Raw genomic sequence first — 15,950 nt, 5'->3', positions numbered from 1 at the left:
CGGGGCGTACGCGGGCGGAATCCGGGCCGGTGGGAGCCCCTACGGCGTACAACTGGGCGGCACGGAAGACCACTCGAACCGGTGAGCCCGGGGTCTTCCCGTAACGGCCCTCGCACCACGGACAGTTACTACTTCTTCTCCACCTCGGCGGCCAGGTTGGCGAGCACCGCGTCGTGGATCCGGGCGAGTCCCTTGGGGGCGAAGGTCCGCTCGAAGAAGCCGCCGACGCCGGTGGCACCGGTCCACACCGACGTGACGACGGCCTTGGCGGAACCCTCTCCGGCCGGGGTGACCGTCCAGGTGGTCACCATGGAGGAGTTGCGGTCCTTCTCCACGAGCTGTCCGTCCGTCGGCTCGGTGACCTCCAGCAGGCAGTCGCGCACCCGCTTGGACGTGGCCTGGAGCTTCCAGTGGACGAGGGTGCCCTCGCCGTCACCACCCTCGCGCACCTCGTACTCGCTGAACTGCTCCGGCAGGAGCTTCGCGCGCGCACCGCTGTAGTCGGCCAGCGTGTCGAACACCGTCTCCGCACCCGCCGCGATGATCCGCTCCGTCGTGGCCTCTACCTGCGCCATGCCTCGTCCTCCAGCAGTCCGTCTTTCAGGATGGTGCGCCCAGCCAATCACCTCCCGGGCAGCCGCCAAAATCGAGGTTGCGACAGGTAAGGGAACATGTGTTCTATTCTTGGTACGGCACTACCCAGGAGGCGCCATGCGCTGGAACCATCTGGCCGAGAACGCGGCCGACGACCCCGCCGGACCCGGCACCGCGGCGGCGGGGCCCGACGCCCGCGCCGCCGCGCTCTTCGACGCGGACGCGGTCACCACCCGCACCTTCGACACCCCGGAATTCCGCGGGATCACCTTCCACGAGGTGCGGGCGCGGTCGATCGTGAACCGCGTTCCCGGGGCGTCCCGCATGCCGTTCGAATGGACGGTGAACCCGTACCGGGGCTGCTCGCACGCGTGCGTCTACTGTTTCGCCCGCAAGACCCACAGCTATCTGGACCTCGACACCGGGCTCGGCTTCGACTCGCAGATCGTCGTGAAGACCAACGCCCCCGAGCTGCTGCGCCACCGCCTCGGCGGCCGGAGCTGGCAGGGCGCGCACATCGCGATGGGCACGAACGTCGACTGCTACCAGCGCGCGGAGGGCCGCTACCGGCTGATGCCCGGCATCATCGAGGCACTGCGCGACTACGCCAACCCGTTCTCCGTCCTCACCAAGGGCACGCTGATCCTGCGCGACCTGCCGCTCCTGCAGCAGGCGGCCGAGGTCACCGAGGTCGGGGTCTGCGTCTCGGTCGGCTTCACCGACCACGAGCTGTGGCGCACCGTGGAGCCCGGCACGCCCTCCCCCGGGCGCCGCCTCGACGCCGTCCGCACCCTGACCGAACACGGCTTGTCCTGCAGCGTGCTGATGGCCCCCGTGATCCCCTTCCTCGGCGACTCCCCCGAGCAGCTGCGCGCCACGGTCCGCGCGATCGCCGAGTCGGGTGCGACCTCCGTCACCCCGCTCGCCCTGCACCTGCGGCCGGGCGCCCGGGAGTGGTTCATGTCCTGGCTGACCGCACACCATCCGCGACTGGTCACACGCTACGAGCAGTTGTACGCCGCCGGGGCCTACGCCCCGACCTGGTACCAGCGCCGCATCACCCGTACCGTCCACGAACTGGCCGCGGAGTACGGCATGGGCCCCGCCCGCAGGGGCGAGGCCCGCCGGATCCCGCCGTCCCGGCAGGCCGAGGAGGCACCTGCCGGGGGACCCACCCAGCTCAGCCTGATGTGACGCGGGCGTCCGGGGTCAGGCCAGCCTGCTCAGTGAGGCCGCTGCCGCCGCGCCGAGCCTCGGATGGTCCAGCGCCGCGTCGAGCACCTCGGTGGCCCGTACGTCCCGCAGCCGTCCGAGCCCCTCCACGCACGCCAACGCGACCCGCCAGTGCGGCTCGTTCGGCGCGAGCAGTCCGCGCAGGGTGGTGATCAGCGCGGGTACGGACTCGGGGGCGCGCAACTCGGTGAGCAGCCTGACCGGTTGAAGGGCGTACGCGGTGCGCATGGTGTTGGTGGCGAGCGCCGCGGCGGCGCGCGCCGTGCGGGGGTCGCCCAGCCGGGCGAGGGCGTGAGCGGCGGAGACACAGCGTTCCGGGTCCCGGTGGTTGAGCAGCAGGACGAGCGTTTCGAAGGCCCGCCGGTCACCCGCGCAGCCGAGCCGGAAGGCGGCGACCTCCCGCGCCCAGAGCGGCTGTTGGGGCTCGGTGAGTACCCGGGCGAGTATGTCGTGGTCCGGTGTCGCCACCAGTTGTACGTACGAGGCCGATGCGCCGGCCTCTGCGCCCAGCCTGTCGATCAGGGACCGCAGTTCCTCGTCCATGCGGCCAGCGTAGCCAGCGCGGGGGCGCCACGGGCGGGGGTGATCACATTCGTCCGTTCCCGGTGGGGCGGCGCCCCGGGCGGCAGCCAGTCCCTCCGCGAGGAGCCCCGGGCGGCCCAGATCACACCGGCCGGGGGCCTCCGGGGGCTGGCGCGCTCGTTACCCGCCGGTTAGTCTCAAGTGAGCGGGGCGCCCCCACCACAGGGCTCAACCCCCGCTGAAAGCTCCACTCCTGGCGGCCTGGTGACGCAGCCGCCCGGAGGCGCAAGTCGGTTCGGCGTTCTTCGTACGGCACGGCCCGGGACAGGGCCCGCCGGCTCCTCCCGCACGACGCTCGCGTCCGCACGCCCGCCGTGCGTCGACGATCCGTCTTCCCGGTGCGCGTTTTCCGGCGCCCTGACGCCCCTCATCAGTCGTCACTCATTCTCTGGAGTCCCGTGATGGACACCCCTGTCTCCACCACCCCTCTCTCCTCCCTCGCCACCGTCGCCGTCGTCGGCCTCGGCACGATGGGCACCGGCATCGCCGAGGTCCTGGTCCGCGCCGGCCGTACCGTGATCGGTATCGACATCAGCAGTGCCGCGGCGCACCGGGCGGTCGCAGCCCTTGAGGCGTCCACCGCCCGCGCGGTCCGCAAGGAGCGGATCACCGCGGTCGAACGGGCCGAGGCGCTGGCCCGTTTCCGTACCTCCGTCGAGCTCTCGGCCGCCGCCGAGGCGGACCTGGTGATCGAGGTCGTTCCCGAGTCGTACGAGATCAAGCACCAGGTCTTCCGCGAGCTGGACGCGGTGGTCCGCCCGGAGACCGTGCTGGCCACCGGCACCAACGCCCTGTCGGTGACCCGGCTGGCCGCCGACTCCGCGCGGCCCGAGCGCGTCCTGGGCCTGCACTTCTTCAACCCGGCCCCCGCGATGAAGCTGGTGGAGATCGTCTCCTCGGTCCTCACCGCCCCCACCGCGGTCGCGGCCGTCACCGACCTCGCGCACGACCTCGGCAAGGAGCCGGTCGCGGTCGGCGACCGGCCGGGCTTCGTCGCGGACGGGCTGCTGTTCGGCTACCTCAACCAGGCCGCCGCGATGTACGAGGCCAAGTACGCCTCCCGGGAGGACATCGACGCGGCGATGCGCCTGGGCTGCGGCCTCCCGATGGGACCGCTGGCACTGCTCGACCTGATCGGCATCGACACCGCGCGCACCGTCCTGGACGCGATGTACGCGGAGTCGCAGGACCGGCTGCACGCCCCCGCCCCGATCCTCAGGCAGCTCGGCGCGGCCGGACTGACCGGCCGCAAGGCGGGCCGCGGCTTCTACACGTACGAGGGCGCGGGCAGCTCCGCCGTCGTCCCCGACGCGCTGACACCCCCCGAGGCGGCGCCGCCGGCCGACGGCAGGGAGATCCGCACGGTCGGCGTGGCCGGTTCGGGGACGATGGCCTCCGGCATCGCCGAGGTCTTCGCCAAGGCCGGCTACGCCGTGGTCCTCGCCGCCCGGGGCCAGGAGAAGGCCGACAGCGCCAAGTCCCGGGTCGGCAAGTCCCTTTCGCGCTCCGTCGACAAGGGCCGGATGACCGCGCAGGCCCGTGAGGAGACGCTCGCCCGGATCACCCCGGCCGGTTCCCTCGACGCCTTCGCCGACGTCGACCTGGCGCTGGAGGCCGTCGCCGAGGACCTCGGTGTCAAGCAGCAGCTCTTCGCCACCTTCGACAAGGTCTGCAAGCAGGGCGCGATCCTGGCCACCACCACCTCCTCGCTCCCCGTCGTCGCCTGCGCCCGCGCCACCTCGCGCCCCCAGGACGTCGTCGGGATGCACTTCTTCAACCCGGCTCCCGCGATGAAGCTGGTGGAGATCGTCCGGACGGTGCTGACCTCGGACGACGTCCACGCGACGGTCCGTGACCTCACCACGAGGATCCGCAAGCACCCGGTGGACTGCGGCGACCGCGCGGGCTTCATCGTGAACGCGCTGCTCTTCCCGTACCTGAACAACGCGATCAAGATGGTCCAGGAGCACTACGCGTCGCTGGACGACATCGACGCCGCCATGAAGCTCGGCGGCGGCTACCCGATGGGCCCCTTCGAGCTTCTCGACGTGGTCGGCCTGGACGTCTCCCTGGCCATCGAGCAGGTGCTGCACCGGGAGTTCCGCGACCCGGGCCTGGCCCCCGCGCCGCTGCTGGAACACCTGGTCGCGGCCGGCTGTCTGGGGCGCAAGACGGGGCGGGGCTTCCGGGAGTATGCGCGACGCTGAGAGCCGGCCGGGGCGGGACCGCCCCGGCGGGTCTCCCCCGGCCGGCTCACGGGCGGGAGCCTCGGGGTGGGGCGGGCTGCTGGCAGGCGCGGGCGGCCCGCCCCCTCAGGCACGCTCCCCTGCGCGGATGGGTTACGTTCAGGACATGCCCCAGGCCCCCAGGACTTCCCGTACGAACTCCGCGCCCGACGCGCCCGAGAGCGCCGCGGGCTCGCGCGCGGCGGCGCAGCGCCTCAAGATGCGCCGCGAACTGTCCGCCGCGGCGATGGAGCTCTTCGCGACCAAGGGGTACGAGGCCACCACGGTGGACGAGATCGCCGCGGCGGGCGGAGTCGCACGCCGCACCTTCTTCCGGCACTTCCGCTCCAAGGAAGAGGCGATCTTCCCGGACCACGACGACACCCTGGTACGGGCCGAGGCGGTGCTGCACGCGGCGCCCCCGCACGAGCACCCGCTCGACACCGTGTGCCGCGGCATCAAAGAAGTGATGCGGATGTACGCCGCCGCGCCCACGGTGTCGGTGGCCCGCTACAAGCTGACCCGCGAGGTGCCGACCCTGCGGGAGGCCGAGATCGCCTCGGTGGCCCGCTACGAGCGGCTTTTCACCCGCTATCTGCTGGGCCACTTCGACGAGCACGACCACCATCCCGGCAACGACGACCCGCTACTCGCCGAGGTCGCCGCCTCCGCGGTGGTCACGGCTCACAACCACGTGCTCCGGCGCTGGCTGCGGGCGGGCGGCCAGGGAGACGTGGAGTCGCAGCTGGACCACGCCTTCGCGATCGTCCGCGACACCTTCGGCTCGGGCATCGGCGCGGGCCGCAGCGCCAGGCCGGAGCACGACAGGGCGCAGTCCGACGCGGCGACGGTACGCAGGAACGGCGAGGTCCTGGTGGCGGTGGCGCGCACCGACGCCCCGCTGGACGAGGTCATGCGGACCATCGAAGAGGCCCTGAAGAAGCGCTGACCCGGCCGCCGGGCCCCGGCAGCGCGACGACGCCACAGCCGCCGGCCGCCTCGTCCCGCCGGTGCGGCAGCCACTGAGACGCACGCCACGGCACAGGCCGTCCCCGACACCGGGGGCGGCCTTTTCCGTACGCCAATACGGGCCGAGGCGGACATCGCGGCGGGCCCCGGCACCGCCCCGGCACCTCCGGTCGATCGATCATCGTGCATCTGCGCAGGCCAGTGCCCAAGTGAGCGAATTTGTTGGCACTCAGTGCCTTGCGGCCTGTCACGGGGTGCCATACGTTGATGTTGTCCGGGCGGCGGGCGTACAGAGATCTTTCGTACGCCGGCTGTCCCCGCACACCACTGGTGTGCGCGCCCGGACGCCTGCGTCACAGGCACCTCCCGCGCACCACCCCGCGCTGCCGACAGCTGCATCTCAGAAGCCCCTCGCAGCACCGCCGAACCGACGGCACACCTCCACCCACCCTCAAGCACCCCGTCGACCCCTCAAGGCGCTCCACCCTCAGGAGCGCTCCGCCGGAGGCCCCCCGTGAAGGAAATCCTGGACGCGATCCAGTCGCAGGAAGCGACTGCCGCGGACTACGCAGCCCTCGCAGTCCCCGAGTCGTACCGCGCGGTCACCGTGCACAAGGACGAGACGGAGATGTTCGCCGGACTCGACACCCGCGAGAAGGACCCGCGCAAGTCGATCCACCTGGACGACGTGCCGGTGCCCGAACTCGGCCCCGGCGAGGCCCTGGTGGCGGTCATGGCGTCGTCCGTGAACTACAACTCCGTCTGGACCTCCATCTTCGAGCCGATGTCGACCTTCGGATTCCTCGAAAGGTACGGCCGGCTCAGCGAGTTGACCAAGCGGCACGACCTGCCCTATCACGTCATCGGCTCCGACCTGGCCGGCGTCGTGCTGCGCACCGGCCCCGGGGTGAACGCCTGGCAGCCGGGCGACGAGGTCGTCGCGCACTGCCTCTCGGTCGAGCTGGAGAGCTCGGACGGCCACAACGACACGATGCTCGACCCGGAACAGCGCATCTGGGGCTTCGAGACGAACTTCGGCGGCCTCGCCGAGATCGCCCTGGTCAAGTCCAACCAGCTGATGCCCAAGCCGGGCCACCTGAGCTGGGAGGAGGCGGCGGCCCCGGGGCTGGTCAACTCGACCGCCTACCGCCAGCTGGTCTCCCGCAACGGCGCCGGCATGAAGCAGGGCGACAACGTGCTGATCTGGGGCGCCAGCGGCGGACTCGGCAGCTACGCCACCCAGTTCGCCCTGGCCGGCGGCGCCAACCCGATCTGTGTCGTCTCCAGCGACCAGAAGGCGGACATCTGCCGGGCGATGGGCGCAGAGGCGATCATCGACCGCAACGCCGAGGGCTACCGGTTCTGGAAGGACGAGCACCACCAGGACCCGAAGGAGTGGAAGCGCTTCGGCAAGCGCATCCGCGAGCTGACCGGCGGCGAGGACGTCGACATCGTCTTCGAGCACCCTGGCCGCGAGACGTTCGGCGCGAGCGTGTACGTCACCCGCAAGGGCGGCACGATCGTCACCTGCGCCTCCACCTCGGGCTTCAACCACGAGTACGACAACCGCTACCTGTGGATGTCGCTGAAGAGGATCGTCGGCTCGCACTTCGCCAACTACCGCGAGGCGTGGGAGGCCAACCGCCTGATCGCCAAGGGGAAGATCCACCCGACGCTGTCCAAGGTGTACTCGCTGGAGGACACCGGGCAGGCCGCCTACGACGTGCACCGCAACCTGCACCAGGGCAAGGTCGGCGTGCTGGCGCTCGCCCCGCGCGAGGGCCTGGGTGTCCGCGACCACGAGCTGCGGGCCACCCACCTCGATGCGATCAACCGCTTCCGGAACGTGTGATGACCCGGCGCGAGAAGGACCGCCCCTGGCTCATGCGGACCTATGCCGGACACTCGACCGCCGAGGCGTCCAACGAGCTCTACCGGCGCAACCTCGCCAAGGGCCAGACCGGTCTTTCGGTGGCCTTCGACCTGCCCACCCAGACGGGCTACGACCCCGACCACATCCTCGCCCGCGGCGAGGTCGGCCGGGTCGGGGTCCCGGTCTCCCACCTGGGCGACATGCGGCGGCTGTTCCAGGACATCCCGCTGGAGCAGATGAACACCTCGATGACCATCAACGCCACCGCAATGTGGCTGCTCGCCCTCTACCAGGTGGTCGCCGAGGAGCAGGGCGCGGACCCGGACCGGCTCCAGGGCACCACCCAGAACGACATCGTCAAGGAGTACCTGTCGCGCGGGACGCACGTCTTCCCGCCGGGGCCGTCCCTGCGGCTGACCACCGACATGATCACGTACACGGTCAACCGCATCCCCAGGTGGAACCCGATCAACATCTGCAGCTACCACCTGCAGGAGGCCGGGGCCACCCCGGTCCAGGAGATCTCCTACGCGATGTCCACGGCGATCGCGGTACTGGACGCGGTGTTCGCGTCCGGGCAGGTCCCCGAGGAGCGCAGGGGGGACGTCGTCGCGCGCATCTCCTTCTTCGTGAACGCGGGCGTCCGCTTCATCGAGGAGATGTGCAAGATGCGCGCCTTCGGCCGCATCTGGGACCAGGTCACCCGCGAGCGGTACGGCATCGAGAACGACAAGCAGCGGCGCTTCCGCTACGGCGTCCAGGTCAACTCGCTGGGCCTCACCGAGGCCCAGCCGGAGAACAACGTCCAGCGCATCGTCCTGGAGATGCTGGCCGTCACCCTCTCCAAGGACGCCCGCGCCCGCGCCGTCCAGCTGCCGGCCTGGAACGAGGCATTGGGGCTGCCCCGGCCCTGGGACCAGCAGTGGTCACTGCGCATCCAGCAGGTCCTGGCGCACGAGAGCGACCTGCTGGAGTACGAGGACATCTTCGCCGGCTCGCACGTCGTGGAGGCCAAGGTCGCCCAGCTCGTCGAGGAGTCCCTCGCCGAGATGGGGCGGATCGAGGAGATGGGCGGTGCCATGGCTGCCGTCGAGTCCGGCTACCTCAAGTCGCAGCTGGTCTCCTCGCACGCCGAGCGGCGGGCCAGGATCGAGGGCGGCGAGGAGAAGATCGTCGGCGTCAACGTCTACGAGACCACCGAGCCCAACCCGCTCACCGCCGACCTCGACACCGCGATCATGACGGTCGACCCGGCGAACGAGGCCCGGGTGGTGGCCAAGCTGCACGAGTGGCGGGACAACCGCGACGAGGCGCGTGCCCAGGAGTCCCTGGCCGCCCTCAAGGCGACCGCCGCCTCCACGGGCAACCTGATGGCCGCCACCGTGGAGTGCGCCCGCGCGGGCGTCACCACCGGCGAGTGGTCCTGGGCGCTGCGGGACGTGTTCGGCGAGTTCCGCGCCCCGACGGGGGTGTCGTCGGCCCCGGTGGCCGTCACCGCGGAACCGGGCACGCCGTTGGCCCTCGTACGCGAGAAGGTACGGCGGACCGCCGACGAGCTGGGGTCGGGGCGGCTGCGTCTGCTGGTCGGCAAGCCCGGCCTGGACGGGCACTCCAACGGCGCCGAGCAGATCGCGGTTCGGGCCCGTGACGCGGGCTTCGAGGTGGTCTACCAGGGCATCAGGCTCACCCCCGAGCAGATCGTGGACGCGGCGCTCGCCGAGGATGTGCACTGCGTCGGCCTGTCGATCCTGTCCGGCTCGCACGCCGAGCTGGTCCCCGACGTGCTGGTACGGCTGCGGGAGGCCGGCGCCCCGGAACTGCCCGTCATCGTCGGCGGGATCATCCCGAACGCCGACGGCGCCGAACTGAGACGGGCGGGAGTCGCCGCCGTCTTCACCCCGAAGGACTTCGGGATCACGGAGATCATCGGCCGTATCGTCGACGAGATCCGCAAAGCGAACAAGCTCGACCCTCTGGAGGTCCCCGTATGACCAGCGCCCACGACGGCAGCGCCGTCGACCGCCTTCGCCCCCGCCGCTCCTGTCTCGCGGTCCCCGGGTCGAACCCCCGCTTCCTGGAGAAGGCCCAGGGCCTCCCCGCCGACCAGGTCTTCCTCGACCTGGAGGACGCCTGCGCCCCGCTGGCCAAGCCCGAGGCCAGGCACACCATCGTGAAGTTCCTCAACGAGGGTGACTGGACCGGTAAGACCCGGGTGGTACGCGTCAACGACTGGACCACCGAGTGGACCTACCGCGACGTCGTGACGGTCGTCGAGGGCGCCGGGGCGAACCTCGACTGCATCATGCTGCCGAAGGTGCAGGACGCCCAGCAGATCGTCGCGCTGGACCTGCTCCTCACCCAGATCGAGAAGACCATGGGCCTCGACGTCGGCCGGATCGGCATCGAGGCGCAGATCGAGAACGCCCGCGGACTCAACAACGTCAACGCGATCGCCGAGGCGTCCCCGCGCACCGAGGCGATCATCTTCGGCCCGGCCGACTTCATGGCGTCGATCAACATGAAGACCCTGGTGGTGGGCGAGCAGCCGCCCGGTTACGGCGCGGACGCCTACCACTACATCCTGATGAAGATCCTGATGGCGGCCCGCGCCAACGACCTCCAGGCGATCGACGGCCCCTACCTCCAGATCCGCAACGTGGACGGCTACCGCGAGGTCGCGAAGCGCGCGGCTGCGCTCGGCTTCGACGGCAAGTGGGTGCTGCACCCGGGCCAGGTGGAGGCGTCGAACGAGATCTTCTCGCCGTCCCAGGAGGACTTCGACCACGCCGAGCTGATCCTGGACGCGTACGAGTACTACACGTCCGAGGCGGGCGGCAAGAAGGGTTCCGCGATGCTCGGCGACGAGATGATCGACGAGGCCAGCCGCAAGATGGCGCTCGTCGTCTCGGGCAAGGGACGGGCCGCGGGCCTGCGGCGCACCTCGAAGTTCGAAGCCCCGGAGGCCTGATCACCATGCAGTTCGGACGCACCTTCGAGGAGTTCGAGGTCGGCGCGGTCTACAAGCACTGGCCGGGCAAGACGGTCACCGAGTACGACGACCACCTCTTCTGCCTCCTCACCATGAACCACCACCCGCTCCACCTGGACACCAACTACGCGGAGCGGACGACCGACTTCGCCAGGAACGTCGTCGTCGGGAACTACGTCTACTCCCTGTTGCTCGGCATGTCCGTGCCCGACGTCTCGGGCAAGGCGATAGCCAATCTGGAGGTCGAGTCGCTCAGGCACATCGCGCCGACCTTCCACGGCGACACGATCTACGGCGAGACCGTCGTCCTGGACAAGACACCCTCGAAGTCGAAGAGCGACCGGGGGATCGTCCATGTCGAGACGAAGGGCTACAAGCAGGACGGCACGGTGGTGTGCGTCTTCCGCCGCAAGGTGATGGTCCCCACCGAGACGTACATCAAGGAGCGCGGCGGCGAGCAGCCGGGCCGCCCGGAGCCGAAGGTGCAGGAGAAGTAGCCATGGCCCGTCTTGCCCAGACCGCCGGTCTGACCGACATCCAGCAGGAAATCCTCGCCACCGTAAGGAACTTCGTCGACAAGGAGATCATCCCGGTCGCCACGCAGCTGGAGCACCGCGACGAGTACCCGACGGAGATCGTCGAAGGCCTCAAGGAACTCGGCCTGTTCGGGCTGATGATCCCCGAGGAGTACGGCGGTCTGGGTGAGTCCCTTCTCACATACGCGCTCTGCGTGGAGGAGATCGCCCGCGGCTGGATGAGCGTGTCCGGAATCATCAACACCCACTTCATCGTGGCCTACATGCTCAAGCAGCACGGGACACAGGAGCAGAAGGACACCTTCCTGCCCAGGATGGCGCTGGGCGAGGTGCGTGGCGCGTTCTCGATGTCGGAGCCGGCGCTCGGCTCCGACGTCTCCGCGATCAGCTCCAAGGGCGTCCGTGACGGCGACGAGTACGTGCTCGACGGCCAGAAGATGTGGCTCACCAACGGCGGCACCTCCACGCTCGTCGCGGTGCTGTGCCGCAGTGACGAGGGTCACCCCGAAGGCACCGCTCCGCACAGGTCGATGACGACGTTCCTGGTCGAGAAGGAACCCGGCTTCGGCGAGGTCCGCCCCGGACTCACCATTCCCGGCAAGATCGACAAAATGGGGTACAAGGGGGTGGACACCACCGAACTGATCATGGACGGCCTGCGTATTCCGGCCAATCGTGTGCTCGGCGGGACCACCGGCCGAGGGTTTTACCAAATGATGGACGGCGTAGAGGTCGGCCGGGTCAACGTCGCCGCCCGTGGTTGCGGGGTGGCTCAGCGTGCCTTCGAACTGGGGGTCTCCTACGCCCAGCAGCGCCATACCTTCGGCAAACCGATCGCCCAGCACCAGGCCATCCAGTTCAAGCTGGCCGAGATGGCCACCAAGGTGGAGGCCGCCCATGCGATGATGGTTAATGCAGCACGCAAAAAGGACAGCGGGGAACGAAACGACCTCGAAGCGGGGATGGCCAAGTACCTGGCCTCCGAGTACTGCAAAGAAGTCGTCGAGGACGCCTTCCGCATTCACGGCGGTTACGGGTTCTCGAAGGAGTACGAGATCGAGCGCCTCTACCGCGAGGCACCCATGCTGCTGATCGGTGAAGGTACCGCCGAGATCCAGAAAATGATCATCGGGCGGCGTCTCCTGGAGGAGTACCGACTGCAGGGCTGATTATCCCATTTGCGTGGTTTTCAACGCGAAGAAGATCACACCCTGTCATCTTCTCCGGGCGGCATTTCGGCCGCTGACTCTCTTTCCGGCTTGCCCAGTTGCGCCCCGCAACCGATACCATCGCCGGAAAGCCGCCGTCCCCCGTCTCTGCGCGGCATCATCCGCTACGAAGGTCTTCCATGCCCCACAGCCAAACCTCTGCACCACGCGACGGCGTCACCCCGGGTCCCGTTCCCAGGGGTCGCCTTGCTCGCGGAGCATCGCCGTGGCTCCTGCCGACCGTCGCCACCGCGGCCCTCACCTTGGCCAAGTCGCGCAAGTCGGGCCGCTGGGCCGCAGCAGCCGTTCCCACCACCGCGCTCGCGGCGGGGATGCTGTGGTTCTTCCGCGACCCCGAACGCGAGATCGCGCAGGGCCGGGTCATCTCGCCCGCCGACGGTGTGGTGCAGAGCATCATGCCGTGGAAGGACGGACGCACCCGCGTCGCGATCTTCATGAGCCCGCTGAACGTCCACGTCAACCGCGCCCCGCTGGCCGGCACGGTGACGTCCGTCGAGCACATCCCCGGCGGTTTCGTTCCGGCGTTCAACAAGGAGAGCGAGAACAACGAGCGCGTTGTCTGGCACTTCGACACGGAGCTCGGTGACATCGAGATGGTGCAGATCGCGGGCGCGGTGGCCCGCCGCATCGTCCCCTACCTCCCGCAGGGCACCAAGGTGGAACAGGGCGAGCGGATCGGCCTGATCCGCTTCGGTTCGCGAGTGGACATCTACCTTCCGGAAGGTGTCGATGTCGCGGTCGAGGTGGGCCAAACCACTACCGCGGGGGTGACTCGCATTGACCGTGACTGATCCAGAGACGCAAGCCGCCTGGGTTCCCGAGGCCGAGGCCGACGACGCGGAGGACATGCCGCTCAGTATGAGGTTGTCGATAGCGGACACCCTCACGCTCGGCAACGCGACGTGCGGCTTCATGGCGGTGTACTTCACCACCACCGGGATCCTCATCCCGCACCTTCAGGGCAGCCAGGAGAGCGGCATGGCGCGCAACAGCGCCGCCACCGCCGTGATCCTGATGCTGCTCGCCGCGATCTTCGACCTGTGCGACGGGCTGGTGGCCCGCAAGCTGCGCAGCTCGCCGATGGGTGCGGAGCTGGACAACCTCTCCGACCTGATCAGCTTCGGGCTCGCCCCCGCCTACTTCGTCCTCGTGTACGGAATGGTGGCGGACGACGCCCAGCAGCGGGTGGCGGCGCTGGCCGCGATCGTGGTGTTGCTGGCGGTGGTGCTGAGGCTTGCGCGGTTCAGTTGCGTGACCTTGAAGGACGGCATGTTCCAGGGCATGCCGAGCCCCTTCGGAGCGCTCACGGTCGTCTCGATCGTGCTGCTGGAGCTGCCCTTCATCCCGACCCTGATCGCCGTGATCGGGGTGGCCTGGCTGATGGTGAGCCGGGTCGAGTACCCCAAGCCGCGGGGCATCCTCGCGGTGGCGATGCTGAGCTGGATCGTCGGGGCGATGGGTCTGCTGGCGGCGTGGGCGTTCGACGCTCCCGGCGGTCAGCTGCTGCTGCAGACCGGCTGCGCACTGCAGCTGGTCCTGGGCGCGGTGATCCCGCTGTTCGCGACCGCGCGGCGCGTGAACACCTTCCGCGGCAACCGGCGCGAGGCACGGGCGGCCCAGCTGCCGTAGCAGTCGCGACACGTACGTGAAGAGGGCCCCCGACCGGTGCGAACCGGTCGGGGGCCCTCTTTCGTGTGAAGTCCAGGCCCGGCGGCCGGCTCAGACGTGCGCGGCCGAGCCGAGCAGGTGGGACGCGTTCTCGAGCGGCGAGAGGACCGGCGCGGGCGCCGGGGCGACGGTGTCGCGGCAGGTGAACCCGAGCCGCGTCAGTGCCCGGGACACCTCGCTCGCGGTGAAGTCACGGCGGTCCTGGCGGGTGATGACCTCACCGACCTGCTTGACGGGGTAGGTCCGGCGGCCGATGGTGACGGACTCGCCCGTGACGGGTTCGGGCTTGATGCCCTTCATCGCCTCCTGGACCTCGCTCTTGACCAGCTCGAAGGGGAAGCGGGCGATGACGACGCGCATGAGACCTCAACAAGTTCGCAGGAAGGAGAGCTGACGGGGGGTGTGCGTTACGCGGCGCTGTGCTGGGTGCCGCCCGGGGCGCGGCGGGCCTGCCCGGGACGGCTGCGACGGCCGCGGGAGGGCGAGCCGCCCCGCCGGGACCGCTCGGCGGCCGGGGCGGTGATGACGACCGGCACCCCGGACGGCGTCCTGGCTCCGGTGATGCGGGTCAGTTCCGCCTCGCCTGCGCGCACCTGGGTGGTCTGCGGGGTGATTCCGGCGGCGCGCATCAGACGGGTCATGTCGCGGCGCTGGTTCGGGGTGACCAGGGTGACCACGCTGCCGGACTCGCCGGCGCGGGCGGTGCGGCCGCCGCGGTGCAGGTAGTCCTTGTGGTCGCTCGGCGGGTCGACGTTGACGACCAGGTCCAGGTTGTCGACGTGGATGCCGCGGGCGGCGACGTTGGTCGCCACCAGCACGGTCACGTGACCGGTCTTGAACTGCTCAAGGGTGCGGGTGCGCTGCGGCTGGGACTTGCCGCCGTGCAGCGCCGCGGCCCGTACGCCGCTGTTGAGCAGGTGGTCGGTCAGCCGGTCGACGGCGTGCTTGGTGTCCAGGAACATCAGCACCCGGCCGTCCCGGGCGGCGATCTCCGTGGTGGTCGCGTGCTTGTCCGCGCCGTGCACGTGCAGGACGTGGTGCTCCATGGTGGTCACGGCGCCGGCCGACGGGTCCACGGAGTGGACCACCGGGTCGCTCAGGTAGCGGCGCACCAGGAGGTCGACGTTGCGGTCCAGCGTGGCGGAGAACAGCATCCGCTGGCCGCCGGGCCGCACCTGGTCGAGCAGCTCGGTAACCTGCGGCATGAAGCCCATGTCGGCCATCTGGTCGGCCTCGTCGAGGACGGTGATCTGCACGTCGTCCAGGACGCAGTCCCGGCGCTCGATGAGGTCCTTGAGCCGGCCGGGCGTGGCGACCACGACTTCCGCCCCGCCGCGCAGCGCGTGGGCCTGGCGGCCGATCGACATGCCGCCGACGACGGTGGCCAGTCGCAGCCGCATGGCACGGGCGTACGGGGTGAGCGCGTCGGTGACCTGCTGGGCCAGCTCGCGGGTCGGCACCAGCACCAGGGCCAACGGCTGACGCGGCTCGGCGCGCTTTCCCGCCGTACGGGCGAGGAGGGCCAGGCCGAAGGCGAGGGTCTTGCCGGAACCGGTGCGGCCACGGCCCAGGACGTCGCGGCCCGCGAGGGAGTTGGGGAGGGTGGCGCCCTGGATCGGGAACGGCACGCTCACCCCCTGCACGGTGAGTGCGGCCAGCAGCGCGGCCGGCATGTCCAGGTCGGCGAAGGCCTCGACGGCGGGCAGCGGCGGGGTGACGGTCACCGGGAGGGCGAACTCGCCCTGCGGCGCCGCGGGGCGCCGGCCGTGACCACCGGAGCGGAAGCCGCCGCCGGAGCGGGGACCCGAGCCGGAACGGGACGTACCCGAGCCGGAGTATCGGGAGTCTGTGCGAACGGTGGTGCGGGCGTTGCTGCTGCGCATACTGCGGTCCATGCGGAACCTTTCCTCGACACGGCACGCATCGAGGAATTCCCGGTGGCGGCCAGCGGGTGAGCGCCGCGGAGAATCGCAGGATCGAGCCGAATGAAATGCGTAAACGAATTCCAGCCGTTCGGCTTCGGGCCACGAGAGGGCCAAGGAATACCGAAGG

Annotated in this window: 14 protein-coding genes; 10 read left to right on the top strand and 4 right to left on the bottom strand. The window is 70.1% G+C overall.

What is annotated here, in order from left to right:
• Positions 1-128 precede the first annotated feature (128 nt).
• Positions 129-575: an SRPBCC family protein gene (locus tag ACIQM4_RS02990; protein WP_401585106.1), complete on the bottom strand. Its 447-nt coding sequence runs from the start codon at positions 573-575 to the stop codon at positions 129-131.
• Positions 576-711: 136 nt separating this feature from the next.
• Between ACIQM4_RS02990 and ACIQM4_RS02985 the strand changes: the two genes are divergently transcribed.
• Positions 712-1,788, top strand: a complete 1,077-nt coding sequence (locus tag ACIQM4_RS02985; protein ID WP_401585103.1) for an Rv2578c family radical SAM protein — start codon at positions 712-714, stop codon at positions 1,786-1,788.
• A gap of 15 nt (positions 1,789-1,803) precedes the next feature.
• Here ACIQM4_RS02985 and ACIQM4_RS02980 read toward each other — a convergent pair whose 3' ends face one another.
• Positions 1,804-2,370, bottom strand: a complete 567-nt coding sequence (locus ACIQM4_RS02980; RefSeq protein ID WP_401585100.1) for an adenylosuccinate lyase — start codon at positions 2,368-2,370, stop codon at positions 1,804-1,806.
• A gap of 440 nt (positions 2,371-2,810) precedes the next feature.
• Between ACIQM4_RS02980 and ACIQM4_RS02975 the strand changes: the two genes are divergently transcribed.
• From ACIQM4_RS02975 to pssA, 9 genes are all read left to right on the top strand, one after another.
• Complete coding sequence (locus ACIQM4_RS02975) at positions 2,811-4,616, top strand: 3-hydroxyacyl-CoA dehydrogenase family protein (RefSeq protein ID WP_401585097.1); 1,806 nt, start codon at positions 2,811-2,813, stop codon at positions 4,614-4,616.
• Between the two features lie 127 nt (positions 4,617-4,743).
• The gene (locus ACIQM4_RS02970; RefSeq protein WP_401585095.1) at positions 4,744-5,583 is read left to right on the top strand and encodes a TetR family transcriptional regulator; all 840 of its coding nucleotides are present in this window, start codon (positions 4,744-4,746) and stop codon (positions 5,581-5,583) included.
• Between the two features lie 534 nt (positions 5,584-6,117).
• Complete coding sequence (ccrA, locus tag ACIQM4_RS02965; protein WP_401585093.1) at positions 6,118-7,455, top strand: crotonyl-CoA carboxylase/reductase; 1,338 nt, start codon at positions 6,118-6,120, stop codon at positions 7,453-7,455.
• Positions 7,455-9,467: a protein meaA gene (locus ACIQM4_RS02960; protein ID WP_401585089.1), complete on the top strand. Its 2,013-nt coding sequence runs from the start codon at positions 7,455-7,457 to the stop codon at positions 9,465-9,467. Before ccrA ends, ACIQM4_RS02960 begins: the two co-directional genes overlap by 1 nt.
• The gene (locus tag ACIQM4_RS02955) at positions 9,464-10,444 is read left to right on the top strand and encodes an HpcH/HpaI aldolase/citrate lyase family protein (protein WP_401585086.1); all 981 of its coding nucleotides are present in this window, start codon (positions 9,464-9,466) and stop codon (positions 10,442-10,444) included. Before ACIQM4_RS02960 ends, ACIQM4_RS02955 begins: the two co-directional genes overlap by 4 nt.
• A gap of 5 nt (positions 10,445-10,449) precedes the next feature.
• Complete coding sequence (locus ACIQM4_RS02950; protein ID WP_401585083.1) at positions 10,450-10,962, top strand: MaoC family dehydratase; 513 nt, start codon at positions 10,450-10,452, stop codon at positions 10,960-10,962.
• A 2-nt stretch (positions 10,963-10,964) separates the two neighbouring features.
• Complete coding sequence (locus ACIQM4_RS02945; protein ID WP_401585080.1) at positions 10,965-12,170, top strand: acyl-CoA dehydrogenase family protein; 1,206 nt, start codon at positions 10,965-10,967, stop codon at positions 12,168-12,170.
• 179 nt (positions 12,171-12,349) lie between these two features.
• Entirely contained in the window at positions 12,350-13,021 is a 672-nt protein-coding gene (locus ACIQM4_RS02940) for a phosphatidylserine decarboxylase (protein WP_401585077.1), read from the top strand.
• A complete protein-coding gene (gene pssA, locus ACIQM4_RS02935) occupies positions 13,008-13,859 on the top strand; it encodes a CDP-diacylglycerol--serine O-phosphatidyltransferase (protein ID WP_401585074.1) in 852 nt (283 codons plus the stop codon). Before ACIQM4_RS02940 ends, pssA begins: the two co-directional genes overlap by 14 nt.
• Before the next feature lie 90 nt (positions 13,860-13,949).
• On the opposite strand, the gene ACIQM4_RS02930 is transcribed toward pssA, so the two are convergent.
• Together ACIQM4_RS02930 and ACIQM4_RS02925 are read right to left on the bottom strand one after the other, a co-directional pair.
• Complete coding sequence (locus tag ACIQM4_RS02930) at positions 13,950-14,258, bottom strand: SCO5918 family protein (protein WP_401585071.1); 309 nt, start codon at positions 14,256-14,258, stop codon at positions 13,950-13,952.
• Between the two features lie 47 nt (positions 14,259-14,305).
• On the bottom strand, positions 14,306-15,793 hold the full coding sequence (locus tag ACIQM4_RS02925; protein ID WP_401585068.1) for a DEAD/DEAH box helicase: 1,488 nt from the start codon (positions 15,791-15,793) through the stop codon (positions 14,306-14,308).
• Positions 15,794-15,950 lie beyond the last annotated feature (157 nt).

The sequence above is a fragment of the Streptomyces sp. NPDC091272 genome, assembly GCF_044757485.1.
In the GTDB taxonomy this organism is placed as follows: domain Bacteria; phylum Actinomycetota; class Actinomycetes; order Streptomycetales; family Streptomycetaceae; genus Streptomyces.
Note: the sequence above shows the minus strand (reverse complement) of the source record. Positions and strands in the feature narration are given on the sequence as shown.

Bases quoted from the DNA above. Each gene is read 5' to 3' on its own strand.
- ACIQM4_RS02975 (WP_401585097.1), top strand. From the start codon at position 2,811: ATGGACACCCCTGTCTCCACCACCCCTCTCTCCTCCCTCGCCACCGTC.
- ACIQM4_RS02970 (WP_401585095.1), top strand. From the start codon at position 4,744: ATGGGTTACGTTCAGGACATGCCCCAGGCCCCCAGGACTTCCCGTACG.
- ACIQM4_RS02985 (WP_401585103.1), top strand. From the start codon at position 712: ATGCGCTGGAACCATCTGGCCGAGAACGCGGCCGACGACCCCGCCGGA.
- ACIQM4_RS02950 (WP_401585083.1), top strand. From the start codon at position 10,450: ATGCAGTTCGGACGCACCTTCGAGGAGTTCGAGGTCGGCGCGGTCTAC.
- ACIQM4_RS02980 (WP_401585100.1), bottom strand. From the start codon at position 2,370: ATGGACGAGGAACTGCGGTCCCTGATCGACAGGCTGGGCGCAGAGGCC.
- ACIQM4_RS02940 (WP_401585077.1), top strand. From the start codon at position 12,350: ATGCCCCACAGCCAAACCTCTGCACCACGCGACGGCGTCACCCCGGGT.
- ACIQM4_RS02945 (WP_401585080.1), top strand. From the start codon at position 10,965: ATGGCCCGTCTTGCCCAGACCGCCGGTCTGACCGACATCCAGCAGGAA.
- ACIQM4_RS02960 (WP_401585089.1), top strand. From the start codon at position 7,455: ATGACCCGGCGCGAGAAGGACCGCCCCTGGCTCATGCGGACCTATGCC.
- ACIQM4_RS02930 (WP_401585071.1), bottom strand. From the start codon at position 14,258: ATGCGCGTCGTCATCGCCCGCTTCCCCTTCGAGCTGGTCAAGAGCGAG.
- ACIQM4_RS02990 (WP_401585106.1), bottom strand. From the start codon at position 575: ATGGCGCAGGTAGAGGCCACGACGGAGCGGATCATCGCGGCGGGTGCG.
- ACIQM4_RS02925 (WP_401585068.1), bottom strand. From the start codon at position 15,793: ATGGACCGCAGTATGCGCAGCAGCAACGCCCGCACCACCGTTCGCACA.
- ACIQM4_RS02955 (WP_401585086.1), top strand. From the start codon at position 9,464: ATGACCAGCGCCCACGACGGCAGCGCCGTCGACCGCCTTCGCCCCCGC.